Annotated in this window: 21 protein-coding genes; 12 read left to right on the top strand and 9 right to left on the bottom strand. The window is 71.8% G+C overall.

Features of this window, described 5'->3' with window-relative positions; all coding sequences use genetic code 11:
- Positions 1-70: 70 nt before the first annotated feature.
- Positions 71-3,259 carry a carboxyl transferase domain-containing protein gene (locus OG302_RS35480; RefSeq protein WP_371530498.1) on the top strand — a complete coding sequence of 1,063 codons (3,189 nt, stop codon included), beginning with the start codon at positions 71-73 and terminating at the stop codon, positions 3,257-3,259.
- A gap of 43 nt (positions 3,260-3,302) precedes the next feature.
- On the opposite strand, the gene OG302_RS35475 is transcribed toward OG302_RS35480, so the two are convergent.
- Positions 3,303-3,911 carry a hypothetical protein gene (locus OG302_RS35475; RefSeq protein ID WP_371530497.1) on the bottom strand — a complete coding sequence of 203 codons (609 nt, stop codon included), beginning with the start codon at positions 3,909-3,911 and terminating at the stop codon, positions 3,303-3,305.
- A gap of 349 nt (positions 3,912-4,260) precedes the next feature.
- On the opposite strand from OG302_RS35475, the gene OG302_RS35470 reads away from it, so the two are divergent.
- Positions 4,261-4,740, top strand: a complete 480-nt coding sequence (locus OG302_RS35470; protein WP_371530496.1) for a DNA-binding protein — start codon at positions 4,261-4,263, stop codon at positions 4,738-4,740.
- Positions 4,741-4,747: 7 nt separating this feature from the next.
- On the opposite strand, the gene OG302_RS35465 is transcribed toward OG302_RS35470, so the two are convergent.
- Positions 4,748-5,257: a GNAT family N-acetyltransferase gene (locus tag OG302_RS35465; protein WP_371530495.1), complete on the bottom strand. Its 510-nt coding sequence runs from the start codon at positions 5,255-5,257 to the stop codon at positions 4,748-4,750.
- A 17-nt stretch (positions 5,258-5,274) separates the two neighbouring features.
- Between OG302_RS35465 and OG302_RS35460 the strand changes: the two genes are divergently transcribed.
- Positions 5,275-6,054, top strand: a complete 780-nt coding sequence (locus tag OG302_RS35460) for an SGNH/GDSL hydrolase family protein (protein WP_371530494.1) — start codon at positions 5,275-5,277, stop codon at positions 6,052-6,054.
- Between the two features lie 72 nt (positions 6,055-6,126).
- On the opposite strand, the gene OG302_RS35455 is transcribed toward OG302_RS35460, so the two are convergent.
- Entirely contained in the window at positions 6,127-6,477 is a 351-nt protein-coding gene (locus tag OG302_RS35455) for a hypothetical protein (protein ID WP_361840885.1), read from the bottom strand.
- Between the two features lie 378 nt (positions 6,478-6,855).
- Here OG302_RS35455 and purB point away from each other — a divergent pair, with 378 nt between their 5' ends.
- Positions 6,856-8,298 carry an adenylosuccinate lyase gene (purB, locus tag OG302_RS35450; RefSeq protein ID WP_371530493.1) on the top strand — a complete coding sequence of 481 codons (1,443 nt, stop codon included), beginning with the start codon at positions 6,856-6,858 and terminating at the stop codon, positions 8,296-8,298.
- A gap of 19 nt (positions 8,299-8,317) precedes the next feature.
- Here the strand turns inward: purB and OG302_RS35445 are convergent, their stop codons facing one another.
- Entirely contained in the window at positions 8,318-8,995 is a 678-nt protein-coding gene (locus OG302_RS35445; protein ID WP_371530492.1) for a DedA family protein, read from the bottom strand.
- 134 nt (positions 8,996-9,129) lie between these two features.
- Between OG302_RS35445 and OG302_RS35440 the strand changes: the two genes are divergently transcribed.
- Both OG302_RS35440 and OG302_RS35435 read left to right on the top strand, forming a co-directional pair.
- On the top strand, positions 9,130-10,266 hold the full coding sequence (locus OG302_RS35440; protein ID WP_371530491.1) for a sensor histidine kinase: 1,137 nt from the start codon (positions 9,130-9,132) through the stop codon (positions 10,264-10,266).
- Positions 10,266-10,901 carry a response regulator gene (locus OG302_RS35435; RefSeq protein ID WP_371750336.1) on the top strand — a complete coding sequence of 212 codons (636 nt, stop codon included), beginning with the start codon at positions 10,266-10,268 and terminating at the stop codon, positions 10,899-10,901. Before OG302_RS35440 ends, OG302_RS35435 begins: the two co-directional genes overlap by 1 nt.
- A 13-nt stretch (positions 10,902-10,914) precedes the next feature.
- On the opposite strand, the gene lysA is transcribed toward OG302_RS35435, so the two are convergent.
- Positions 10,915-12,255 (bottom strand): diaminopimelate decarboxylase, encoded by a 1,341-nt coding sequence (lysA, locus tag OG302_RS35430; RefSeq protein WP_371530490.1) that lies wholly within the window; start codon positions 12,253-12,255, stop codon positions 10,915-10,917.
- Positions 12,256-12,331: 76 nt separating this feature from the next.
- On the bottom strand, positions 12,332-12,736 hold the full coding sequence (locus OG302_RS35425) for an SAV_915 family protein (protein ID WP_371530489.1): 405 nt from the start codon (positions 12,734-12,736) through the stop codon (positions 12,332-12,334).
- Between the two features lie 425 nt (positions 12,737-13,161).
- Between OG302_RS35425 and mutA the strand changes: the two genes are divergently transcribed.
- The 6 genes from mutA (at position 13,162) to OG302_RS35395 (ending at position 21,326) form a co-directional block, all read left to right on the top strand.
- Entirely contained in the window at positions 13,162-15,012 is a 1,851-nt protein-coding gene (mutA, locus tag OG302_RS35420) for a methylmalonyl-CoA mutase small subunit (RefSeq protein WP_371530488.1), read from the top strand.
- Entirely contained in the window at positions 15,012-17,213 is a 2,202-nt protein-coding gene (scpA, locus tag OG302_RS35415) for a methylmalonyl-CoA mutase (RefSeq protein WP_371530487.1), read from the top strand. Before mutA ends, scpA begins: the two co-directional genes overlap by 1 nt.
- A 2-nt stretch (positions 17,214-17,215) precedes the next feature.
- A complete protein-coding gene (gene meaB, locus OG302_RS35410; RefSeq protein WP_371530486.1) occupies positions 17,216-18,217 on the top strand; it encodes a methylmalonyl Co-A mutase-associated GTPase MeaB in 1,002 nt (333 codons plus the stop codon).
- A 94-nt stretch (positions 18,218-18,311) separates the two neighbouring features.
- A complete protein-coding gene (locus tag OG302_RS35405; RefSeq protein WP_371530485.1) occupies positions 18,312-19,565 on the top strand; it encodes an alpha/beta hydrolase family protein in 1,254 nt (417 codons plus the stop codon).
- A gap of 130 nt (positions 19,566-19,695) precedes the next feature.
- On the top strand, positions 19,696-20,775 hold the full coding sequence (locus OG302_RS35400) for an enoyl-CoA hydratase/isomerase family protein (RefSeq protein ID WP_371530484.1): 1,080 nt from the start codon (positions 19,696-19,698) through the stop codon (positions 20,773-20,775).
- Positions 20,772-21,326, top strand: coding sequence for a GNAT family N-acetyltransferase (locus OG302_RS35395; RefSeq protein WP_371750335.1), 555 nt, complete (start codon positions 20,772-20,774; stop codon positions 21,324-21,326). Before OG302_RS35400 ends, OG302_RS35395 begins: the two co-directional genes overlap by 4 nt.
- Here the strand turns inward: OG302_RS35395 and OG302_RS35390 are convergent.
- The 3 genes from OG302_RS35390 to OG302_RS35380 all read right to left on the bottom strand — a co-directional run bounded on the left by OG302_RS35390 (position 21,304) and on the right by OG302_RS35380 (position 23,528).
- Entirely contained in the window at positions 21,304-21,780 is a 477-nt protein-coding gene (locus tag OG302_RS35390; protein ID WP_371530483.1) for a hypothetical protein, read from the bottom strand. The two genes, OG302_RS35395 and OG302_RS35390, sit on opposite strands and share 23 nt — an antisense overlap.
- Before the next feature lie 75 nt (positions 21,781-21,855).
- Positions 21,856-22,593 (bottom strand): ABC transporter permease, encoded by a 738-nt coding sequence (locus OG302_RS35385; RefSeq protein WP_371530482.1) that lies wholly within the window; start codon positions 22,591-22,593, stop codon positions 21,856-21,858.
- A gap of 2 nt (positions 22,594-22,595) precedes the next feature.
- Positions 22,596-23,528, bottom strand: a complete 933-nt coding sequence (locus OG302_RS35380; protein ID WP_371530481.1) for an ABC transporter ATP-binding protein — start codon at positions 23,526-23,528, stop codon at positions 22,596-22,598.
- Positions 23,529-23,557 lie beyond the last annotated feature (29 nt).

The raw sequence follows: 23,557 nt of genomic DNA, 5'->3' as shown, positions 1-23,557 counted from the left end.
GCGGCGAGCTTATTGACGTTGACGCCAGTGTCAATGAGCATGGCGGCGCCGGATACTTCAGGAGGGCTTCATGGGTTCCGCCGCCGTGCTCGTCGCCAACCGCGGGGAGATCGCCGTCCGCCTCCTGCAGGCCGCCGCGGAGGCCGGACTGCGTACGGTCGCCGTGTACGCCGACGACGACGCCGCCGCGCGGCACGTTCAACTGGCGGACGAAGCAAAGCCGTTGGGGGGCACGGGTCCGGCCGCCTATCTGGACGCCGACGCGGTACTCGCCGCGGCCCGGCGCTCCGGGTGCGAGCTGGTGCACCCCGGCTACGGATTTCTGAGCGAGGACGCGGACTTCGCGGAGCGGTGCGCGGAGGCCGGACTGCGGTTCGTGGGGCCGTCCCCCGAGGTGCTCGGCCTGTTCGGGGACAAGGCACGTGCGCGTGCGCTCGCCGGGCGGCTCGGCGTCCCCGTCCTGGCGGGCACCCAGGGCCCGACGAGCCTGGCCGAGGCCGCCGATTTCCTTGCCGGGCTCGGCCCTTCGGGCGCGGTGATGGTGAAGGCCATCGGTGGGGGCGGCGGGCGCGGCATACGGGCCGTACGGCACCCGGACGAGCTGGCCGACGCCTGGGAACGCTGCCGCTCCGAGGCCCTGCAGGGCTTCGGGCGCGCGGAGTTGTACGTGGAGGAGCTGCTGACCGGTGCCCGCCACATCGAGGTCCAGATCCTGGGCGACGCGACCGGCGAGGTCACCCACCTCTGGGAGCGCGACTGCAGCGCCCAGCGCCGTCACCAGAAGCTCGTCGAGATCGCTCCGGCGCCGGGCCTTGACCCGGCTGTGCGGGAACAGCTCGTGTCCGCGTCCCTCCGGATGGCCCGCGAGTGCGGCTACACCGGCATCGGAACCTTCGAGTTCCTGCTCCGCGGTGCGGAGTTCCACTTCATCGAGGCCAATCCGCGCCTTCAGGTCGAGCACACGGTCACCGAGCAGGTGACGGGCGTCGACCTGGTCCTGACTCAGCTACGCCTGGCGGCAGGCGATCCACTCTCGGCCCTCGGCCTCGCGGGGCCGCCGCCCGAGCCGCGCGGCTACGCGCTCCAGGCGCGCGTCAACGCCGAGTCCCCGGCGTCCGACGGAACCGCACTCCCTTCCACGGGCACACTCATCCGCTTCGACGTGCCGACGGGGCCGGGGATACGCGTGGACACCGCGGCGCGCAACGGAGCGGAGATCGGGGCGCGTTACGACTCGCTGCTCGCGAAGGTCATCACGCACACACCGCACGGCGACTTCGCGGCGGTCTGCGAACGCGCGTCCCGCGCCCTGGCGGACTTCGCCGTCGAGGGCGTACGCACCGGGATTCCTCTTCTCCGCGCGCTGCTCGCCCATCCGGGTTTCACCGCGGGCGGCGCGCACACGGACTTCGTGGCCGAACACATCGCGGAGCTCCTGCCCGATGACGCACCGCAGGTGCTCGCGGGTGACGACTCGGCCATCACGGCACCCATGACGGGGGCGGTGGTCGCCGTCGACGTGTCGGTAGGCCAACACGTCGCGGCAGGACAGCAGTTGCTCGTTCTCGAAGCGATGAAGATGGAACACGTCCTGCGCGCGGACGCCTCCGGAACCGTGACGGCCCTGCACACACGCGTGGGCGACACGGCGGCGGAGGGCCACCCCCTGGTGACGGTGGACGCGTCGGCTGCGGGCGAGGCGACCACGGCACACGCCGAGGAGGCCGCCGATCCGGACACCATCCGCCCCGACCTGGCCGAGACCCTGGCCCGGCACGCGATCGGCCTGGACGCCCACCGCCCCGAAGCCGTCGCCAAACGCCACCGCATCGGACGCCGCACGGCCCGCGAGAACATCCAGGACCTGTGCGACGACGGCACGTTCACGGAGTACGGCGCGCTCGCGATCGCCGCCCAGCGGCGCCGCCGCTCGCTGGAGGACCTGATCGCGTCGACCCCCGCCGACGGCATGGTGACCGGGACGGGGCGGATCGACGGCGTGCGGTGCGTGGCGATGTCGTACGACTACACCGTCCTCGCCGGCACCCAGGGCCTGCAGAACCACCGCAAGACGGACCGGATGCTCCAGCTGGCCGGGGAACGGCGGCTGCCCGTGGTGCTGTTCGCGGAGGGCGGCGGCGGGCGTCCCGGGGACACCGACACGACGTCCGTCGCCGGGCTCGACGTGACGACGTTCCATCAGATGGGGCGCCTCAGCGGACGGGTCCCCCTGGTGGGCGTCGTGTCGGGGCGGTGCTTCGCGGGCAACGCCGCCCTGCTCGGCTGCTGCGACGTGGTGATCGCGACGCCGGAGGCCAGCATCGGGATGGGCGGCCCCGCGATGATCGAGGGCGGCGGCCTCGGCGTGTACCGCCCCGAGGAGGTCGGCCCTCTGTCCGTCCAGGTGCCGAACGGCGTGGTGGACATCGCCGTCGCCGACGAGGCCGAGGCGGTGCGGGTGGCGCGGAAGTACCTCGCCTACTTCACGTACGAAGCGAACGCCCGTGATTTTGGCGGCAGTTGGGAGGCACCGGACCCTCGGCTGCTGCGGCACGCCGTCCCGGAGAACCGGCGCCGCGCCTACGACGTACGTTCCGCGGTCGAGGGCATCGCCGACACGGACTCCGTGCTGGAACTGCGCCGCGGGTTCGGCATCGGCATCATCACGGCGCTCGTACGCGTCGAGGGCCGGCCGATGGGGCTGCTCGCCAACAACCCCGGGCACCTGGGCGGGGCGATCGACCGTGACGCGGCGGACAAGGCGGAACGGTTCCTGCGGCTGTGCGACGCGTTCGGGCTCCCCGTGGTCTCGCTCTGCGACACCCCGGGCTTCATGGTCGGCCCGGACGCCGAACGGACCGCGACCGTACGGCACTTCTCGCGGCTCTTCGTGACCGGCGCCCAGCTCCGCGTCCCCCTGGTGAGCCTGGTGCTGCGCAAGGCGTACGGGCTCGGCGCGATGGCCATGATGGGCGGCTCCACACGCGCCCCCGTGGCCACGGCGGCGTGGCCCAGCGGCGAGTTCGGGGGCATGGGCGTTGAGGGCGCCGTCCGTCTCGGCTACCGCAAGGAGCTGGCCGCGATCGCCGATCCCGGGGAGCGGCAGCGGGCGTTCGACGCCCATGTCGCCGAGTTGTACGAGCACGGCAAGGCGGTGAATGCCGCGGCCGCGCTGGAGATCGACGCGGTCATCGACCCAGCGGAGTCGAGGAGTTGGATCCTGGCGGCGCTGGAGGGGGCAGGCGGGGCACAGGGGTGACCGGCGCTCCGGGGGTACACACGCCGTTACGCACCCGCCCCCGTCAGTACATGATCCCGACGAGGCCGTCCCCCTGTTCGGCGCAGACGAGTCCGCCCGCACAGCAGGCGCCCCAGCTGCCGGAGCCGGGCCCGAAGAGAGTCACCCTCTCCCAGTGCTCCGCCGCGGGCCTGGCGCGTGACAGGCGGAGGCCGAGCTCGTCCACGGCCAGCTCGGCCGGCGGCGGCCCGCCGGGCTCCGCGGTGGCCCCGGGCAGCACGGCCACGATCTCCGCGGCGGGGTAGCCGAACAGGTCGATGTCGTCCCAGGCCACCGGGGTGGCTTCCGGGCGGTCCGGCTCGGCCCGCGCCTGGATCTCCACGCGGGCAAGCCGGTCGGTGACCCCGGGCCCGCCACCGCCGAAACCCAGGACGACGCCGTCGAGCTCGGCGTCGAAGCTCCACTCGGGTTCGAAGAGCAGGCCGCCGAGCCAGGCGTCGTGCGCGTGCCGGAGCTCCGCGTACTGGCCCAGGGTCAGCCCCATGCACTGCCGGTGGTGTGTGACCCTGTCGGGCGGCAACAGTTCCAGGACCTCGCCGGGTGTCATCCCGAACTTCAACAGCCCAGCGCCGCCCGGCAGTTCCACGCCGACTTCTCGCAACAACTCCAACATTGCACCATTGTTCACCCGTTGACCCAGGTGGCAAGGCCGTTGACGAGATCACACAGAAACCGGTTGCGGGGGCCGTGGTCAGCGGCAGTCAGGACTGGGGACGACTGCCGTGGTTGGCCGGGTGCTTACGGCGCGCCTTCTTCTTGCGACGTCGCTTCGATGACATGCGATTCCCCTCTCACCAGGTTCGCCATGAGTGGCATTTCATCCGTTTTCCACCGTTCCATACGGGGACCCACCCGGCGACCGCACCACCATCCAGGCGACCCAGATGCCTCATGGAGGCATGCAAACAGTTTGTTCACAACGAACCGTTGACAGCGTCACGTGTGTCATCGATGCTGACCCCATGACCACTCCGGAGCAGCAGCCCGTCGAGACCGACCCCTTCAGCCCCACGCACCCGGACCAGGTGCGCGCGGGCCGCGCTCCCGCCTCCCTGTTCCGCATCGCCGAGCGGCACGCGGCCACCGACGAGCAGCGGCGCCGACAGGTCCACGCCACGGTCGTCGGCCCGTACGAGGCGGCACGCCTGGTGACGTTCCTGCTGACCGGGATCGCACAGCCCGCGGACGGCGAGCCGGAGGTGGACCACGCGGACATCACCGCGGCGCTGACGCTCATGCCGATGGCGCGCCGCGAGATGGACGAGGTGGAGTCCGCGCTCCTTCAGATGGCGCGCGGACGCGGCATGACCTGGCCGGAGATCGCCTTCGGCCTCGGTCTGGGCACTCCGCAGGCGGCGAGGCAGCGCTACGAACGGCTGGTGGGCCGTACGGCGACGGTCGACCCCGAAGCCACCCCGGAAGCCAAGCCTTCGAACCAGTGACAGCGCCTCAAAGCGCCCCCGCCGCCCCCGCCGCCCCTGCTCCCGCCCCCGCGTCCCGGAGCCACACATAACTGACAGGCTGCGGAGCGTTCCACTCCGCTGCCAGAGCAGGGTTCACGGGCAGGAACCCGGCCCGGCGGTAGCAGCGCAGGGCGGCGGCGTTCTCCGGGTGGACGCGCATGAAGATCTCCGCGTACCCGGCCCGCAGAGCCACCCCGGCAAGCCCCCGCACCAGCCGCCGCCCGGCACCCCGCCCCCGGGCATCCGGCGCCACGATGATCCGGGCGAGTTCCGCCTCACCCTCGTCCTCGTCGCACCACACCTCCCCGTAGCCGAGGAGGGCCTCCCCCTCGACCAGCACATGACCCCGCGTGTCCGGGTCCAGCTGCCATCCGGCGACCACCCGCGCGGTCACCGGGAAGTCCCGCAGTCCGCACCACATGGCCACCTCACCGGCGGAGACGGGCCAGCGCGGCACGGTGGCCGCATCCGCAGGGGCGAAGGGTCGAAGGTCCATGTACGATCGCTCCCGCCATGCAGATGAATGCCAACTACACCAGTCTCGTCGCGGTCGGCGACTCCTTCACCGAGGGCATGTCGGACCTGCTGCCCGACGGCAGCTACCGCGGCTGGGCAGATCTGCTCGCCGCCCGGATGGCTGCCGCCTCCCCCGGTTTCCGGTACGCGAACCTCGCGGTGCGCGGGAAACTCATCGGTCAGATCGTGGCCGAGCAGGTGGACGTCGCGGCGGCCATGCAGCCCGATGTGATCACCCTGGTGGGCGGCCTCAACGACACGCTGCGCCCCAAGTGCGACATGGTCCGCGTACGCGACCTCCTGGAAGAGGCCGTCGAACGCCTCGCCCCCGCCTGCAAGCAGCTCGTCCTGATGCGCAGCCCGGGCAGGAACGGCCCCGTCATGGCGCGTTTCCGCCCCCGCATGGAAGAGCTCTTCGACCACATCGACGAGCTGGCGGCCCGGCACGGCGCCACGGTCGTGGACCTGTACGGATCGGGCGCGCTCGGCGACCAGCGCCTCTGGGACGTGGACCGGCTGCACCTGACCGCCGAGGGCCACCGCAGGGTCGCCGAAGCGGTGTGGCAGTCCCTCGGCTACGACGCCGAGGACGACTGGCGGTCCCCGCTCCCGGACACGCCCCCGCCGAGCTGGACGGCACGCCGCGTGGCCGACGTCCGCTTCGCCAGGCAGCACCTCGCCCCCTGGATAATGCGCCGCCTCACAGGCCGCTCCTCCGGCGACGGCCTCCCGGCCAAGCGCCCTGATCTGCTGCCGTACGAGGATCCGCGGGTCTGAGCGAGCGCGACATGCGACGGCGCGGGCGCGCCGCCCCTCAGGGGGCCCGCCCGCGCCGGTCGGTGGTGCGGGTTACTCCTCCACCTCGTCCTCGAAGTGCAGGGCGATGGACTGCAGTACGTCCGCCGACGTGACGTCGGTGCGGCCTTCGTCGTGCGCCTCTGCCAGTTGCGCGAAGGAGAAGGCGAAGGCCGACGTGATCTGCTCGATGACCGGGCTCAGTTCCCGGCCGACCACCTCGGCGACCTCGATGGCGGTGGCGTCGGCGGGGATTTCGATGCGCGGCAGCATCTCTTCGAGCATCGCGCCGACCGCGCCACTGGGTTCGACCTCGCCCTCCGGGTTCTCCCGTACCTGTCGGCGCATCTCGATCGCCTCGGTCAGGATGCCGACGACTCTTTGGATGATCTCGCGCTGCTCCATGCCGTGAAGCCTAGACGTAGGCGGATCAACGGGAGTTGTGGCAGTGCCGGTGACCGGCCGTTGTCAGTGCCCGGTGACACGATGCGCGGACCTCGACAAAGCCGGGAGCGCGCAGGGGTATTTGGGAGATCTGGACCGTGTGCTGCTCGGGGACTCGGAGCTGCTCGATGTGTGGGCGGAGTCCGGCGGGGAGCCGTGGCGCGGGGGGCGAGGCCCTGCGGCAGGTAATGCGGACGCCTCGCGAGTAAGGTCCGCCAGGGCGGGTGGCCGGACCCCGCGCCGCGTGCAAGGCCCTGGATGATGCTCCAATGCGCCTGCGCTCCGCGGACTGTACGGACGGTCAAAGAGCAGGTCGGACGGCAGGTAAACTCCGTACACGTGACTGTCGCGCCTGCAAAGCCCCGTATCCCGAACGTCCTCGCCGGGCGTTACGCCTCCGCCGAGCTCGCCACCCTCTGGTCGCCCGAGCAGAAGGTCAAGCTGGAGCGTCAGCTCTGGCTCGCCGTTCTGCGGGCGCAGCAGGACCTGGGGATCGAGGTCCCGGACGCCGCCCTCGCCGATTACGAGCGGGTCGTCGACGACGTCGACCTCGCCTCGATCGCCGAGCGCGAGAAGGTCACGCGCCATGACGTGAAGGCCCGCATCGAGGAGTTCAACGCGCTCGCCGGGCACGAGCAGGTCCACAAGGGAATGACCTCCCGCGACCTGACCGAGAACGTGGAGCAGCTGCAGGTGCGGCTCTCCCTGGAGCTGGTGCGCGACCGCACCGTCGCGGTGCTCGCGCGCCTCGGCAAGCTGTCGGGCGAGTACGCGGAGCTGGTCATGGCCGGCCGCTCGCACAACGTGGCCGCGCAGGCGACGACGCTGGGCAAGCGCTTCGCGACGACCGCCGACGAGCTGCTCGTGGCGTACCGCCGTGTCGACGACCTGCTGCGCCGCTACCCCCTGCGCGGCATCAAGGGCCCCGTCGGCACGGCCCAGGACATGCTCGACCTGCTCGGCGGCGACGCCGACAAGCTCACCGACCTCGAGCAGCGGATCGCCGGGCACCTCGGCTTCGACCGCGCCTTCACGTCGGTCGGCCAGGTCTACCCGCGCTCCCTCGACTACGAGGTCGTCACCGCCCTGGTGCAGCTCGCCTCCGGGCCCTCCTCGCTGGCCAAGACGATCCGTCTGATGGCCGGGCACGAGCTCGTCACCGAAGGCTTCAAGCCGGGCCAGGTCGGCTCGTCCGCGATGCCGCACAAGATGAACACCCGCTCCTGCGAGCGCGTCAACGGCCTCACCGTCATCCTGCGCGGCTACGCGTCGATGACGGGCGAGCTGGCGGGCGACCAGTGGAACGAGGGCGACGTCTCCTGCTCGGTCGTACGCCGTGTCGCCCTGCCGGACGCGTTCTTCGCGCTCGACGGGCTCCTGGAGACCTTCCTGACGGTGCTCGACGAGTTCGGCGCCTTCCCGGCCGTCGTCGCGCGTGAGCTGGACCGCTACCTCCCCTTCCTCGCCACGACCAAGGTCCTGATGGCCTCGGTGCGGGCGGGCGTCGGCCGCGAGGAGGCCCACGAGGCCATCAAGGAGAACGCCGTCGCCTCCGCGCTCGCCATGCGCGAGCAGGGTGCCGAGCGCAACGAACTCCTCGACAAGCTCGCCGCCGACTCCCGCATCCCGCTGGACCGAGCCGAGCTCGACGCCCTCATGGCCGACAAGCTGTCGTTCACGGGAGCGGCGAGCGACCAGGTCGCCGCCGTCGTCGCGCAGATCGAGGTGCTCATCAAGGAGCACCCCGAGGCCGCCGCCTACGCTCCGGGCGCCATTCTCTGAGTGCCCGTCCGGGCCACGCCTAGCGCCTCGCGCGGTGCTCGCCCTTTCCCGCCCTGCGGACCCGCAGGACGACGAAGGCGAGCACCGCGAGAGCGACGACGGCGAGAACTCCCTTGGAGTAGAGGCCGACCAGATCGGTGACCTGGTGCCAGCGGGTGCCGAGAGCATGGCCGATCAGGACGAAGACGGCGTTCCAGATGAGGCTGCCCGCGGTCGTCAGGGCAAGGAAGACGGGCAGGGGCATCCGCTCGACACCCGCCGGGACCGAGATCATGCTGCGGAAGATCGGAATCATCCGGCCGAAGAAGACCGCCTTGGTGCCGTGCCGTGCGAACCATTCCTCCGTGCGGTGGATGTCGGACGCCTTCACCAGCGGGAGGCGGGCCGCGAGGGCGACGGTACGGTCCCGGCCGAGCAGCGCGCCGATCGCGTAGAGCGCGAGCGCGCCGATCACGGAGCCCGCCGTGGTCCAGAACAGGACCGCCACCAGGCCGAACCTGCCCTGGCTCGCGGCGAATCCGGCAAGCGGCAGGATCACCTCGCTGGGCAGCGGCGGGAACAGGTTCTCCAGGGCGATGGCCGCTCCGGCACCGACGGCGCCGAACGAGTCCATGAGGTCGGCGGCCCAGCCCGCCACACCGCCGGCCGGGGTTTCGTTCGCGGCGGCGGAGGCTTCGTACGCGGCAGTGAGGATCATGCGCCCGACGCTAGGAAACCGCGCCGCGCGAGGGTATGAGGGCGGCCGCAGAGCTCAGGTGCGGTGGACCGCAGGAAAGCATTGTGGTTTTCCGCAGTCCCCGCGAACCGGCCGCTGGGCTAGCGTTGCCGATCATGCGTACGCATCTGAAGCGCTGGCTCAGGGTGACGGTCGGCGTCCTCGCCGGTGCCGTCACCGGCCTCGTCGAGCTGGCCTTCGCCCTGGTGGCCGGGCTGTGGCTGCTCGCCACGCTCGGACGGCGCACCGGACGCGGCGCCGAGGCCCGGATCGTGACCGGTGCCCAATGGCTCGCCGAGGTGGAGCGACGGCGCATGGCCACCTTTTTCGGCACCGAGCCGGCCACGCCGGTGACCGGCCTGTCCGCAGTGAACTACATCGCGTCGCGCTGGGCCGTCGGACTGCTCGGCGGTGTCGTGCTCGCCTGCGCGCTGCTCGGGGCGGGTTACGCCTCGCTCGCGGTGTGGGGCTGGTTCGTCGCCGACATCCGCTCCCCCGGCACCCTGGTGCTCTCCTCGGTCGGCGGCCTCTTCCTGCTCTATCTGTGCGTGCAGGGGACGTACGGCGTCGCCCTCGCGGACGAGCGGCACGCGCGCCGCTTCCTCGGCCCGAACGACGGGCGGCTCATGGAGCGCAGGATCGGCGAGCTCGTCGCGAGCCGCGCCGGGGTGGTGGAGGCCGTGCACGACGAGCGGCGCCGCATCGAACGCGATCTGCACGACGGCGTCCAGCAGCGGATCGTGGCGCTTGGCATGCTCCTCGGGCGGGCCCGCCGCGCCGCCGAGCCGGAGAAGTCCGCGCGGCTCCTCGCCCAGGCGCACGAGGAGACCCAGCAGGCCCTGGTCGAACTGCGCGAGGTCGCCTGGCGCGTCTACCCCGCGGCCCTGGACGAGGGCGGTCTTGCCTCCGCCCTGGAAACGGTCGCCGAGCGGGCCGCCATCCCCGTACGTCTCGACTGCACCCTGCACGAAACCCCGCCCCCGATCGCGCACGCCGTGGCGTACTTCGTCGCCGCCGAAGCCGTCACGAACGCCGTCAAGCACTCGGGCGCCACGCTTGCCACCGTCCACGCCGAGCGGCGAAGTGCCGTGCTGCACCTGCGCGTCGAGGACGACGGGCAGGGCGGCGCCGACCCGTCCGGCAGCGGGCTGCTCGGGCTCGCCCGGCGCGTGGCCGCCCTGGACGGCACCCTCACCGTGGACAGCCCCGCCGGTGGGCCCACCCTCATCACCGCGGAGCTCCCATGCGCGTAATGCTCGCCGACGACTCGACGCTGCTGCGGGAGGGGCTTGCACGGCTCCTCGCGGACGAGGGCCACACCGTCACGGCCTCGGTCGGCGACGCGCGGGCGCTGCTCGCCGCCGTAGCGGAGGACCCGCCCGACGCCGCCGTGATCGACGTACGCATGCCGCCCACGCACACCGACGAGGGGCTGCGGGCCGCGCTGGAGATCCGCGAGAGGTGGCCCGGGACGAGCGTCCTCGTGCTGTCGCAGTACGTCGAACGCCGTTACGCCACCGAGCTGTTGACCACCGCGACCGAAGGCGTGGGCTATCTGCTCAAGGACCGGGTCGTCCAGGTCGACGAGTTCCTGGACGCCCTGGAGCGGGTCGCGTCGGGGCAGACCGCCTTCGACCCGGAGGTCGTACGGCAGTTGCTGACCCTCAGCAGCCACACCGACCCGCTCCAGCGCCTGACGCCACGGGAGTGCGACGTGCTCGCCAAGATGGCGCAGGGACACACGAACGCGGCGATCGCCGGGCAGTTGTACGTCTCGCAGAGTGCCGTCGAGAAGTACATCAACGCCATCTTCGACAAGCTGGAACTGACCGGGACGACCGGTTACAGTCGCCGCGTGCTCGCCGTCCTGCGCTATCTCGGCTCCTGAAACCGGCCGCCCGCTAGAGGCCCACGTCCCTGCTCCGGAAGTCGTCGAGGGACTCGCGCCGCACCAGGAGCCGCGCGTGTCCGTCGGCGACGGCGACCACGGGCGGGCGCCCGACGAGGTTGTAGCCGGACGCCATGGACAGGTGGTACGCCCCGGCCACCGGCACGCCCAGGATGTCTCCCGGCCTTACGTCGCCCGGGAGTTCGCTGTCGGAGGCGAGCACGTCGCCCGCCTCGCAGTGCCGCCCGACGACGGTCACCGGCGCGGAGGGAGCCGTGGAGTGCCGGCCGATCAGGCGCGGCGCGTACCGCACGCCGTACAGGGCGGGCCGTGGGTTGTCGCTCATCCCGCCGTCCACGGCGACGAACGTGCGTCCGCCGGTGCGCTTGACGGCGAGGACGCGGTAGAGGGCCACTCCGGCGGGGCCCGCGATGGCGCGCCCCGGTTCGATGAGCACCTTGGGCACGGTGAGCCCGGCCGCCGCGCAGCTCTCGATCAGGGCGGCGCGCACCTTGCGGGCGAGGGTGGTGATGTCGAGCGCCTCCTCGCCGGGCCGGTAGGCGATGCCGTGACCGCCGCCGAGGTCGAGTTCGGGGAGGGTGACGCCGTGCTGGTCCTTGACGCGGGCCATCAGGCCGACCAGGCGGCGTACGGCGGCGAGGAACGGCTTGTCGGTGGTGATCTGCGAGCCCAAGTGGCAGTGCAGGCCGGTCAGTTCGAGGCCGGGCTGACCGATGATGCGGGCGATGGCGTGCTGCGCCGAGCCGTCGGTGATCGACAGGCCGAACTTCTGGTCGTCGGTCCCGGTGCGGATCTTGGCGTGGCCGCCGGCCGCGATGCCCGGCACCACCCGGACCATCACCTTCTGCCGACTGCCCGGCGGCACGGCGGCGGCGAGCCGCGCGATCTCGGACGCACTGTCGATGACGATGCGCCCGACACCGAGCCGCAGCGCTGCCTCCAGGTCGTGCGGACTCTTGGCGTTGCCGTGCAGCACGATGCGCTCGGCGGGGAATCCCGTGGTGACGGCGAGCTCCAGCTCCCCGGCGGAACAGACGTCGAGCCCGAGCCCTTCCTCCGCCACCCAGCGGGCCATCGCGCGGCACAGGAACGCCTTGGCGGCGTAGTGCACTTCGGCGTCGGGGAAGGCGTGCAGATAGGTGCGGCAGCGGGTCCGTACGTCGGCCTCGTCGATGAGGTACGCCGGGGTGCCGAAGCGCTCGGCGATCCGGGTGAGCGGTACGCCGCCGACGGCCAGATCGCCGTGGGCCAGACGCGCGGTGGACCCGGGCCAGACGGACAGGTCGTCGTCGGCGGTGGCGGCCGGGGTCAGGGGGTCGTACAGGGTGGTCATGGGCAGTTCTCTCTTCGCCTCGTCCGAGTCCTCTTGCGCTTGCGCTTGCCTGCGCTCGTCTGCGGCTGCCGCGTCCTCAGCCGATCCAGGCGGTGAGGGCGCCGACCAGCGCGGCGGCCCCCGTGACGCGGAGTGCGCCGACCGCCTGCGGGTGCCACTCGCGCCAGGCGGGAGTGGGCCGCTCGGGCGGGCCGACGGGGTGCGCGGCGAGCCGTGGGTCGACGGTGACCTCGCGGACGCCGAGCGGCTCGATGAGCGCCCGCAGTGCCGGCTCCGAGAGCCTGACCCAGGCCTGACGGTCGCCGAGGGCGGCACCGAGCCGCTGGGGAGTGGTGAAGGCGACGGCGGTACGGCCACCCACGGGCGTGCGGAACAGGCGGGCGACACAGCCCGCGGGTCCCGGCCGGACGGGGACGAAGAACGGCCCGGCCGGGCCCGGTTCGGAGGGCTCGGGGTCCTCGCCGCACTGGAGCTCTGTCATGGGATTCCTCCTCGAGGATCCTGTTCGGTGAACGGCGGCTCCCGGGGCCGGGGGAAGGAACCCGGGGGCCTCCACCGACGCTATGCCCGGCACCGGGTGCCACTCGGCGTCCATGACGGGACGTTGACGGGTGAGCGGCCCGTGTTGACGAGGGCTTGACGTGACATCGGAAGGCCCTTGAGGGCCGTGCGCACCAAGGCCACCCGCGGCTCGGTCCGGTACGCCCCTCAGGCCGCCGTGAAGGCCCGCACAGGCCCCCGCGTGACGCTCTGGCCTGGGATGACTCCGGAGCGGGCCATCGCGGGGCCAAGCCCTCGCCACGCCGTAGCCGTCCACTCGTACGAGATCAAGAGCGTCGGGGAGAGGCCAAGGTCACAGCCCTGCACGGCCCCGAGTGCCAGGGGTTCCGCCCTAGCATCATGCCCATGACGGTCCTGCCTGACGACGGGCTTTCCCTGGCCGCCGAGTTCCCTGATGCGACCCATGAGCAGTGGCAGCGCCTGGTGGAAGGCGTGCTGCGCAAATCGGGTAAGGACGTATCGGGGCCGGCCGCGGAGGAAGCGCTGTCCACCGCACTCGAGGACGGGCTCAGCACCCGCCCCCTGTACACCGCCCGGGAAGCCGCGCCTGACGCCGGATACCCGGGTTTCGCCCCCTTTGTCAGGGGCGGCACCGCCGCGGGCAGTGCCGCGGCCGGCTGGGACGTACGGCAGCGGATCGCAGCCACGGACCCGGCGGGCGCGAACGAGACCGCGCTCGCGGACCTGGAGAACGGCGTCACCTCGCTGTGGCTCGGCGTCGGCCCCGGCGCACTCCCGGTCTCCGGCATCGAGCGCGCCCTGGACGGCGTCTTCCTCGACCTGGCGCCCGTGGCCCTCGACGCGGGCAGCGAAGTCGGCCCGGCGGCACGCGAGTTGTTCCGCCTCTACGAGGAGCGGGGCATCCCGAGGGACGCCGCGCACGGCACCCTGGGCGCCGACCCCCTAGGCCACGAGGCCCGCACCGGCGAGCGGCTCGACCCGGCCGCCGCGGTCGAACTGGCGCGGCTGTGCGGGCAGGAGTACCCGAACCTCCGCGCGCTGACCGTCGACGCCCTGCCGTACCACGAGGCGGGCGGCTCGGCCGGGCAGGAGCTCGGCGCCTCCCTCGCCACGGCGGTCGCCTACCTGCGCGAGCTGACCGAGGCGGGGCTTACGGTCGAAGAGGCCTGCGTCCAGCTGGAGTTCCGGTACGCGGCCACCGCCGACCAGTTCCTGACCATCGCCAAGCTGCGGGCGGCCCGGCGGCTCTGGGCCCGCGTCGCCGAGATCTGCGGCGCCCCGGACGCGGGCGCACAGCGTCAGCACGCCGTGACCTCGCCGGTGATGATGTCGCGCCGCGACCCGTGGGTGAACATGCTGCGGACGACGGTGGCGTGCCTCGGCGCGGGCGTCGGCGGCGCCGACTCCGTCACCGTCCTGCCCTTCGACCACTCGCTCGGCCTGCCGGACGCGTTCGCGCGCCGCATCGCCCGCAACACCTCGACGATCCTCCTGGAGGAGTCGCACCTCGCCCGCGTGATCGACCCGGCGGGCGGTTCCTGGTACGTGGAGCGGCTCACGGACGAACTCGCCCACGCGGGCTGGGAGTTCTTCCAGGAGATCGAGCGCGCGGGCGGCCAGGCCGCGGCCCTGCGCTCCGGTCTGATCGGTGAGCGTCTCGCCGCCACCTGGGCCGAGCGCAGCGAGAAGCTCGCCAAGCGCCGTGAACCGATCACCGGTGTCAGCGAGTTCCCGAACCTGACGGAGCGTCCGGTCGAGCGCGTCGCTCCGCCCGCCGAGGCATCGGGCGGCCTGCCGCGCGTCCGTCGCGACGAGGCGTACGAGATCCTGCGCTCCCGCTCGGACGCGCATCTCGACTCCACGGGGGCCCGCCCCCGGGTGTTCCTCGCCGCGCTCGGCCCCGCCGCCGCGCACACCGCGCGGGCCTCCTTCGCGTCGAACCTCTTCCAGGCGGGCGGCATCGAGGCCGTGCACGACCCGGTGACGGTGGACGCGGCTACGGTCGCCGAGGCCTTCAAGGCCAGCGGCGCCACGGTGGCGTGCCTCTGCTCCAGCGACGCACTCTACGAAGAGCAGGCCGCCGAGGTCGCCGAGGCGCTCAAGTCGGCGGGCGCGGGACGGGTGTTCCTCGCGGGACGGCCCGCCGATCACCCCGGTGTCGACGCGTACGTCTTCGCGGGCTGCGACGCCGTGTCCGTGCTCTCCTCCACCCTCGACCACATGGGAGTGGCGTAATGGCGATCCCCGACTTCTCCGGCGTCGGCCTGACGTCCGACTCCGCTTCCGAGGTCTCCAAGGACCAGTGGCGCAGCGCCGTCAAGGAGTCCACGGGCAGGGCCGACGACGACCTCACGTGGGAGACCCCGGAGGGCATCGCGGTCAAGCCGCTCTACACGGGCGCCGACCTCGAAGGCCTCGACTTCCTGGAGACGTACCCCGGTGTGGCGCCGTATCTGCGCGGCCCCTACCCGACGATGTACGTCAACCAGCCGTGGACGATCCGGCAGTACGCGGGATTCTCCACCGCCGAGGAGTCCAACGCCTTCTACCGCCGCAACCTCGCGGCAGGCCAGAAGGGCCTCTCGGTCGCCTTCGACCTGCCGACGCACCGCGGCTACGACAGTGACCACCCGCGGGTGACGGGTGATGTCGGCATGGCGGGCGTGGCGATCGACTCGATCTACGACATGCGTCAGCTCTTCGACGGCATCCCGCTGGACAAGATGACCGTGTCGATGACGATGAACGGCGCCGTGCTTCCCGTGCTCGCGCTCTACATCGTGGCCGCCGAGGAGCAGGGCGTAGCTCCCGAGAAGCTGGCCGGGACCATCCAGAACGACATTCTCAAAGAGTTCATGGTCCGCAACACCTACATCTATCCGCCCAAGCCCTCGATGCGGATCATCTCCGACATCTTCGCGTACACCTCGCAGAAGATGCCGCGCTACAACTCCATCTCGATCTCCGGCTATCACATCCAGGAGGCGGGCGCGACGGCCGACCTGGAACTCGCGTACACCCTCGCGGACGGTGTGGAGTACCTGAGGGCGGGTCAGGAAGCGGGTCTGGACGTCGACGCGTTCGCGCCGCGGCTCTCCTTCTTCTGGGCGATCGGCATGAACTTCTTCATGGAGGTCGCCAAGCTCCGCGCGGCGCGCCTGTTGTGGGCGAAGCTGGTCAAGCAGTTCGACCCGAAGAACCCCAAGTCGCTCTCGCTGCGCACCCATTCACAGACGTCGGGCTGGTCGCTGACCGCGCAGGACGTGTTCAACAACGTCACGCGTACCTGCGTCGAGGCGATGGCGGCGACGCAGGGCCACACCCAGTCGCTGCACACGAACGCCCTCGACGAGGCGCTCGCCCTGCCGACCGACTTCTCCGCGCGCATCGCCCGCAACACCCAGCTGCTCATCCAGCAGGAGTCGGGCACCACGCGGACGATCGACCCGTGGGGCGGCAGCGCGTACGTCGAGAAGCTGACGCACGACCTGGCGCGCCGCGCCTGGCAGCACATCGAGGAGGTCGAGGCGGCGGGCGGCATGGCGCAGGCCATCGACGCGGGCATCCCGAAGCTGCGCGTCGAGGAGGCCGCGGCCCGCACGCAGGCGCGGATCGACTCCGGGCGCCAGCCCGTGATCGGCGTCAACAAGTACCGCGTGGAGACCGACGAGCAGATCGACGTCCGCGCGGTCGACAACTCCTCGGTGCGCAACCAGCAGATCGCCAAGCTGAAGCGGCTGCGGGAGGAGCGCGACGAGGCGGCCTGCCAGGACGCGCTGCGGGCACTGACGGCGGCGGCCGAGCGGGACCCCGGCCCGGGCCTGGAGGGCAACCTCCTCGCGCTCGCGGTCGACGCGGCCCGCGCGAAGGCCACGGTCGGTGAGATCTCCGACGCCCTGGAGGCCTCGTACGGGCGGCACGCGGGCCAGATCCGTACGATCTCCGGTGTGTACCGCACCGAAGCAGGCTCGTCCCCGTCCGTGGAACGCACCCGCACCCTCGTCGAGACCTTCGAGGAGTCCGAGGGGCGCCGGCCGCGCATCCTGGTCGCCAAGATGGGCCAGGACGGCCACGACCGCGGCCAGAAGGTCATCGCCACCGCGTTCGCCGACCTCGGCTTCGACGTCGACGTCGGCCCGCTCTTCCAGACCCCGGCGGAGGTCGCGCGCCAGGCAGTCGAGGCGGACGTGCACATCGTGGGCGTCTCGTCGCTTGCCGCCGGGCACCTCACCCTCGTACCGGCGCTGCGCGCGGAGCTCGCCGCCGAGGGGCGCGAGGACATCATGATCGTCGTGGGTGGCGTGATCCCGCCGCAGGACGTGCCGACGCTCCTGGAGATGGGCGCCGCGGCCGTCTTCCCGCCCGGCACGGTCATCCCGGACGCCGCGTACGACCTGGTGAAGCGGCTGGCGGCCGACCTCGGCCACGAGCTGTGAGCATGGCGGCGCCGCGGATCGACATCGACGCGTACGTCAAGGGCGTACTCGACGGGAAGCGGGCGCAGATCGCGCGTGCCATCACGCTCGTCGAGTCGACCCGGCCCCAACACCGGGCCCTCGCGCAGGAGTTGCTGACCCAGCTGCTTCCGCACAGCGGGCGGGCGCGGCGGATCGGCATCAGCGGGGTGCCGGGCGTGGGCAAGTCCACGTTCATCGACGCGCTCGGCACGATGCTGACCGGCCTGGGGCATCGGGTCGCGGTCCTCGCCGTCGACCCGTCGTCCACCCGGACGGGCGGCTCGATCCTCGGCGACAAGACGCGGATGGAACGCCTGTCGGTGGACCCGGCGGCGTTCGTGCGTCCCTCGCCCACCGCGGGGACGCTCGGCGGGGTCGCGAAGGCGACACGCGAGTCGATCGTGGTGATGGAGGCGGCGGGTTACGACGTGGTGCTCGTGGAGACGGTGGGCGTGGGCCAGTCGGAGACGGCGGTCGCGAACATGGTCGACTCGTTCCTGCTGCTGTCCCTCGCCCGCACCGGCGACCAGCTCCAGGGCATCAAGAAGGGCGTCCTCGAACTGGCGGACGTCCTGGCCATCAACAAGGCGGACGGCCCGCACGAACGCGACGCGCGCTCGGCGGCGCGTGAACTGGCGGGCGCACTGCGGCTCATGCACCCTGCGGACGCCGCGTGGACGCCGCCGGTGCTCAGCTGCAGCGCACGGGAGTCCAGCGGACTCGACGATGTCTGGGACCGTCTGGAACAGCACCGCTCGCTCCTGGACTCCACGGGCCGCCTCGCCGCCAAGCGACGCGACCAGCAGGTCGACTGGACGTGGACGATGGTGCGGGACGAACTCCTGGACCGGCTGCGGGGGCACGCGAAGGTCCGGGACCTCGCTCCTGACCTCGAACAGCGGGTGCGCGAGGGCACGTTGACGGCCACGTCGGCGGCCGTGCGGATCCTGGAGGCGTTCCAGGGGCACGAACGGCGGGACTGACGAGGGCTGCGTCCGAAACCCCTTACGAAAGTAGGGGGTTGCTCCGCACCTTCGTCAGTGCCGGGCGCTTTCCGCGGTTCATACGCTCCAGTACATGATCAGAAACCGCGCACGGCGCAGCGCCGTCACCGCCCTGCTGGCCCTCTCCCTCCTCACCCCGACCGTCGCGGCCTGCGCCGAGAACGGCGGCCCGTCGGCGGCTGGGCAGGCTTCCCCGTCGGCACCAACGGAAGCCGGGCTCTCCCTCCCCCGCCCGTCCGGGTCCTACGAGATCGGACGCGACACCCTTCATCTCGTGGACGACGAGCGCCGTGACCCGTGGGTGCCGTCGGCGGGGCCCCGGGAGCTGATGGTGTCCGTCTTCTACCCGACCGGGCGCGGTAGCGGTGGCGGTGGTGGCAGCGCCCGCGCGCCCTACCTGAGGGCCAAGGAGGCCGAGCTGCTCCTGAAGGGGCAGAAGCTGGACAAGCTCTACGACGCCGAGCAGCTGACCTCCGTACGCACCAACGCCCGCTCCGCCGCCCGCCCGGCCAAGGGCAGGCACCCGCTCGTCGTCCTCTCCCCCGGCTTCACGCTGCACCGGGCCACCCTCAGCGCACTCGCGGAGGAACTGGCCTCGTACGGCTATGTCGTCGCGGTCGTCGACCACGCGTATGAGTCCTTCGGGACGGAGTTCCCGGGCACGAAGGACTCCTCGCGCATCCGCACCTGTGTCGCGTGCGAGAAGGTCGAGGACGCGCCGGGCGGTGACGCCGGGGAGAGGAAGATGCTGGCCAAGGCGGCACGAAACCGGGCAGCGGACATCTCCTTCGTCATAGACGAGTTGACCGGACACCCCCGTGCCGCCGACGGGCGCCACCCCGACTACGCGGCGCTCATCGACCCCCGGCGGATCGGGGCCGCCGGCCACTCGCTGGGCGGAAACGCGGCGGCCGTGGCCGCCGGAACGGACCACCGGATCCGCGCCGCCGCCAACCTGGACGGCACCTTCTTCGCACCGGTCCCGTCCGCCGGTACCGGCCGCCCCGTCCTCATGCTCGGCACCCGCGAGGGTCACAACCCCCGCGCCGAGGACGTTACCTGGCCACGCCAGTGGCACCATCTGCACGGCTGGAAGCGCTGGCTCACGGTCGCGGACTCCGGGCACCTCACCTTCACCGACCTGCCGATACTGGGCGGTCAGCTCAACAGGACCGACCCGTCGGCACCGCTCTCCGGCGAGCGTTCGGGCCAGATCACCGCCGCTTACGTCACGGCCTTCTTCGACCAGCAACTCCGTGACCGGCACCGCCCCCTGCTGGACGGCCCATCGAAGGCCAACCCGGAGGTCACCTTCCACGCGCCCTGAGCGTGTTCTGAGCGTGTCCTGGCCCCCGCCGCCGCTCGCCATGGGCAGGACGTAGATTCGATCCGTGCGGGCGCAGCCCGTCACGTGCCGGTCGAACGCGTCATCCGCCGCCGAAGGAGCCACCTGCCCCATGCCCACCGCTGACTCCGACGAAGCTCCCGTCCTCCTGCGCACCCACGGCCGCGCGGGGCACATCGTCCTCAACCGGCCCCGCGCCATCAACGCCCTCAATCACGCCATGGTCCGGCTGATGGACGACGCTCTGGCCGCATGGGAGCGGGACGACGCCGTCGCCGCCGTCGTCCTCACCGGGGCCGGTGAGCGGGGGCTGTGCGCCGGGGGCGACATCCGGTCCATCCACGACGACATCCGTGCGGGCGGCGGGGCCGCGTCCGTGGCCTTCTGGCGGGACGAGTACCGGCTCAACGCCCGCATCGCCCGCTTCCCGAAGCCGTACGTCGCCGTCATGGACGGCATCGTGATGGGCGGCGGGGTCGGTGTGTCGGCGCACGGCAGCGTGCGGATCGTCACCGAGCGCTCCCGGATCGCCATGCCGGAGACGGGGATCGGCTTCGTACCGGACGTCGGCGGCACGTATCTGCTGACGCGGACGCCCGGCGAACTCGGCACCCACCTGGCGCTGACCGGCTCCGCGGTGGGCGCGGGCGACGCGCTTCTGTGCGGCCTCGCCGACCACTACGTGCCGTCGGAGCGGCTGCCGCAGTTCACGGCGGCGCTGGCCGAAGCCGACGTGGACGAGGTGGTCGCGGAGTACGCCACCACCGCACCCGAGGGCGAACTCGCCGCCCACCGCGAGTGGATCGACTCCTGCTACTCCGCGGACTCCGTGGAGGAGATCGTCGACCGGCTGTACACCTCCGGCGACCGCGCGGCGAAGGAGACGGCCGAGACCATCCTCGGCAAGTCACCGACCTCCCTCAAGGTCACTCTGGCCGCCCTGCGCCGGGCCCGCGCCCTCGCCTCTCTGGAGCAGGTGCTCGACCAGGAGTACCGCGTGTCGGCCACCGCGATCACCGCACCGGACATGGTCGAGGGCATCCGCGCCCAGGTCGTCGACAAGGACCGTGATCCGCACTGGTCCCCCGCCGGGCTCACGCAGGTGAGCGACGCGGAGGTGTCCCGCCACTTCGCGCCGCGCGACGGCGACGAGCTCGGCCTGGCCCCGGGGACGGATCCGCGGTGCCTCTGATCCAGACGCCCCGCCTCGTCCTGCGGCGCTGGCGCGACGCGGACGTCACCCCCATGACCGCCATCAACTCCGACCCCGAGGTGATGCGCTGGATCGGCGACGGCTCCGTCCACGACGGGGAGGAGCAGACCCGGTCCACCATGGCGATGTGGGAGCGGGGGTGGCAGAGCGAGGGGTTCGGGCTCTTCGCGGTGGAGGTACGCGCCACCGGTGAGCTCGCCGGGTTCACCGGTCTCTCCGTGCCGCACTACCTCCCCGAGGTACTGCCCGCGGTGGAGATCGGCTGGCGGCTCGGGCGCTCCTTCTGGGGACAGGGCATCGCCACCGAGGCGGCGCGGGCCGCTCTCGACTTCGGCTTCACCGACCGGGGTCTGGAGCGGATCGTCAGCATCGTCCAGGTGGGCAACCACGCGTCGGAGCGGATCATGGGCAAGCTCGGCATGCGCGTGGAGCGCGGCTCCTTCGACCCGCACTGCGGACGCGCCATCCGGATCCATGCCCTCGACAGTCACGCCCATGAGGCGACCGTCACGGGGGATCGATCTCCGTGACCACGGCGAGGAGCTGGAACGGCAGCTCCTTGTCCCACTGGGAGACGCCGAGCGCGATCCACAGCCCGTCGACCCGCCACAGGTGAAGGTCCGGCACCGAGGAACTCAATGAGTCCCACGGCTCCGGTATCTCCTCGCCCGTCTCGCCCTCACCGTCGTCGGCAAAGCGGTCCTCGTCGTCCATCTTCCGCTCGAAGAGGCTGTGGAGGCTGAATATCTGGGGCTCTCCCCAGCGCTCGGCGAGCAGCACCGTCAGGCCGTCGCGCTCCGCGTCGTACTGATCGGAGGTCGCCTCCCACTCCGTGCCGTCGTCCTCCCAGAAGTCGCCACTCGTCATTAACTCGGCGATGTGATAGCCCGGACCGCCGACGCCGGAGTGCGACCTGCCGTGCTCCGCGGGGAACTCCCGTGAGCGCAGCAGGTCGATCGCGGCGAGATGCTCTGCGGTACTCATGGCATCCAGTAAAGCGGCCGGCACTGACAACTGGGCTGCCGTCAGGCCCCCGGCGTCACCATCCGGACATCCGCCTCACGCGTCCCGCCGCCGCACCGCCCACCAGCCCGCGAGCAGCGCGGCGGCCGCCCACGCCGCCGTGACGGCAAGTCCCGCCCAGGGGCCCAGCGTTCCCGTCGGGTTCTCGTGGAGCACCTGCTGCCCGGCCTGGTCCGGCAGGAATTCCGCGACTCCGCTCGCCATGTCCCCGATGACGAAGGAGACGATGAGCGTGAACGGGATGAGGATGCTCAGTACGGCGACTCCGCTGCGCAGCAGCATGGTCAGGCCCGCGGCGAGCAGCGCCATGAGCGCGAGGTAGATGCCTCCGCCGACGCAGGCCCGGAAGGCACCGTCATGGCCGAGGCCGATGGCGTACTCCCCGAGGAAGGCCTGACCGGTCAGGAAGCCGGCGAAGCTGGTGAGGAGCCCCACGCCGAGGGCGAGGGCGCCCACCACGGCGGCCTTCGCCCCGTAGAAGAGCCCTCTGCGCGGCACCGCGGAGAGGGAGATCCGCAGCGCGCCGTTCAGGTATTCGGAGGACATCGCCGTGGTGCCGAAGCTGATGGCCGCGATCTGGCCGAAGTTGAGCGCGTAGAAGGCGCCGAAGAGCGGTTCGTAGCCGGCGTTGTCCGCCTCCGCGGTGCCGACGGTGGCGAACGCGAGCAGCGTGATGGCGACGGTGGCCACGAAGACGGCGATGAGCGAACCAAGGCTGGCACGCACCGACTTGATCTTGATCCATTCCGAGTGGAGTACGGCGGTCGTCGACATGGTCAGGCCTCCTGGCGGGGCTTCGAAGGGGCGGCGGCGAACTCGGCGTCGTCGGCCGTGAGGGCGAGATAGGCCTGCTCCAAGGAGGCCTGCTCGTCGGCGAGTTCGAGGAGGGGGATGCCGTGACCGGCGGCGATGGCCCCGATCTCCCCGGCCTTCGCACCGTCCACCGTCCAGCGGCCGTCGTCCCCCGCCGCCATCGCGTACCCCTTGTCCTCCAGGAGGCCGCGCAGCCGGTCGCTCTCCGGAGTGCGCAGCCGCACCCGCGGGCTGCTGTGCGCGGCGATGAAGTCCGGCATCGAGGTGTCCGCGAGCAGCTTGCCCCGGCCGAGGATCACCAAGTGGTCGGCGAACGTGGCCGTCTCGTTCATGAGGTGGCTGGACACCAGGACCGTCCGGCCCTCGCGGGCGAGGCGGCGCAGGAGTTCGCGGATCCAGATGATGCCTTCGGGATCGAGGCCGTTGGACGGCTCGTCCAGCATGATGATGCGCGGGTCGCCGAGCAGCGCCGCCGCGATGCCCAGGCGCTGGCGCATGCCGAGGGAGAACGTCTTGATCCGGCGCCCTGCCACGGAGGCGAGTCCGGCCTCTTCGAGGACCTCTTCCACGCGGCGTGCGGGGATGCGGTTGGCGGCGGCGAGGGCGAGGAGGTGGTTCCGCGCGGTCCGTGATCCGTGCGCGGCCTGGGCGTCGAGCAGGGCCCCCACGTGGCGCAGGGGTTCGTCGATGGACGCATAGGGGCGTCCGCCCAGCGTGGCGGTGCCCGACGTGGGCCGGTCGAGGCCCAGGACGAGGCGCATGGTGGTGGACTTCCCGGCTCCGTTGGGCCCGAGGAACCCGGTGACCTTCCCCGGGCGGACGGTGAACGTCAGTCCGTCCACCGCGCGGGTGGTGCCGTACTCCTTGGTGAGGTCTTGGACGTCGATGCTGGTCATGGGCCCAGACTCGCGGCCGGAGGGGTGGG

Origin of the sequence: Streptomyces sp. NBC_01283 (genome assembly GCF_041435335.1) — a bacterium.
Classification (GTDB): domain Bacteria; phylum Actinomycetota; class Actinomycetes; order Streptomycetales; family Streptomycetaceae; genus Streptomyces.
This window is presented reverse-complemented; position numbering and strand designations above follow the sequence as displayed.

What these genes read in the sequence shown, in the direction of transcription:
- OG302_RS35470 (WP_371530496.1), top strand. Translation starts at nt 4,261, where the DNA reads ATGACCACTCCGGAGCAGCAGCCCGTCGAGACCGACCCCTTCAGCCCC.
- OG302_RS35385 (WP_371530482.1), bottom strand. Translation starts at nt 22,593, where the DNA reads ATGTCGACGACCGCCGTACTCCACTCGGAATGGATCAAGATCAAGTCG.
- OG302_RS35405 (WP_371530485.1), top strand. Translation starts at nt 18,312, where the DNA reads ATGATCAGAAACCGCGCACGGCGCAGCGCCGTCACCGCCCTGCTGGCC.
- OG302_RS35380 (WP_371530481.1), bottom strand. Translation starts at nt 23,528, where the DNA reads ATGACCAGCATCGACGTCCAAGACCTCACCAAGGAGTACGGCACCACC.
- OG302_RS35465 (WP_371530495.1), bottom strand. Translation starts at nt 5,257, where the DNA reads ATGGACCTTCGACCCTTCGCCCCTGCGGATGCGGCCACCGTGCCGCGC.
- OG302_RS35455 (WP_361840885.1), bottom strand. Translation starts at nt 6,477, where the DNA reads ATGGAGCAGCGCGAGATCATCCAAAGAGTCGTCGGCATCCTGACCGAG.
- OG302_RS35475 (WP_371530497.1), bottom strand. Translation starts at nt 3,911, where the DNA reads ATGTTGGAGTTGTTGCGAGAAGTCGGCGTGGAACTGCCGGGCGGCGCT.
- meaB (WP_371530486.1), top strand. Translation starts at nt 17,216, where the DNA reads ATGGCGGCGCCGCGGATCGACATCGACGCGTACGTCAAGGGCGTACTC.
- OG302_RS35445 (WP_371530492.1), bottom strand. Translation starts at nt 8,995, where the DNA reads ATGATCCTCACTGCCGCGTACGAAGCCTCCGCCGCCGCGAACGAAACC.
- scpA (WP_371530487.1), top strand. Translation starts at nt 15,012, where the DNA reads ATGGCGATCCCCGACTTCTCCGGCGTCGGCCTGACGTCCGACTCCGCT.
- lysA (WP_371530490.1), bottom strand. Translation starts at nt 12,255, where the DNA reads ATGACCACCCTGTACGACCCCCTGACCCCGGCCGCCACCGCCGACGAC.
- OG302_RS35425 (WP_371530489.1), bottom strand. Translation starts at nt 12,736, where the DNA reads ATGACAGAGCTCCAGTGCGGCGAGGACCCCGAGCCCTCCGAACCGGGC.
- OG302_RS35390 (WP_371530483.1), bottom strand. Translation starts at nt 21,780, where the DNA reads ATGAGTACCGCAGAGCATCTCGCCGCGATCGACCTGCTGCGCTCACGG.
- mutA (WP_371530488.1), top strand. Translation starts at nt 13,162, where the DNA reads ATGACGGTCCTGCCTGACGACGGGCTTTCCCTGGCCGCCGAGTTCCCT.
- OG302_RS35400 (WP_371530484.1), top strand. Translation starts at nt 19,696, where the DNA reads ATGCCCACCGCTGACTCCGACGAAGCTCCCGTCCTCCTGCGCACCCAC.
- OG302_RS35435 (WP_371750336.1), top strand. Translation starts at nt 10,266, where the DNA reads ATGCTCGCCGACGACTCGACGCTGCTGCGGGAGGGGCTTGCACGGCTC.
- OG302_RS35440 (WP_371530491.1), top strand. Translation starts at nt 9,130, where the DNA reads ATGCGTACGCATCTGAAGCGCTGGCTCAGGGTGACGGTCGGCGTCCTC.
- OG302_RS35480 (WP_371530498.1), top strand. Translation starts at nt 71, where the DNA reads ATGGGTTCCGCCGCCGTGCTCGTCGCCAACCGCGGGGAGATCGCCGTC.
- OG302_RS35460 (WP_371530494.1), top strand. Translation starts at nt 5,275, where the DNA reads ATGCAGATGAATGCCAACTACACCAGTCTCGTCGCGGTCGGCGACTCC.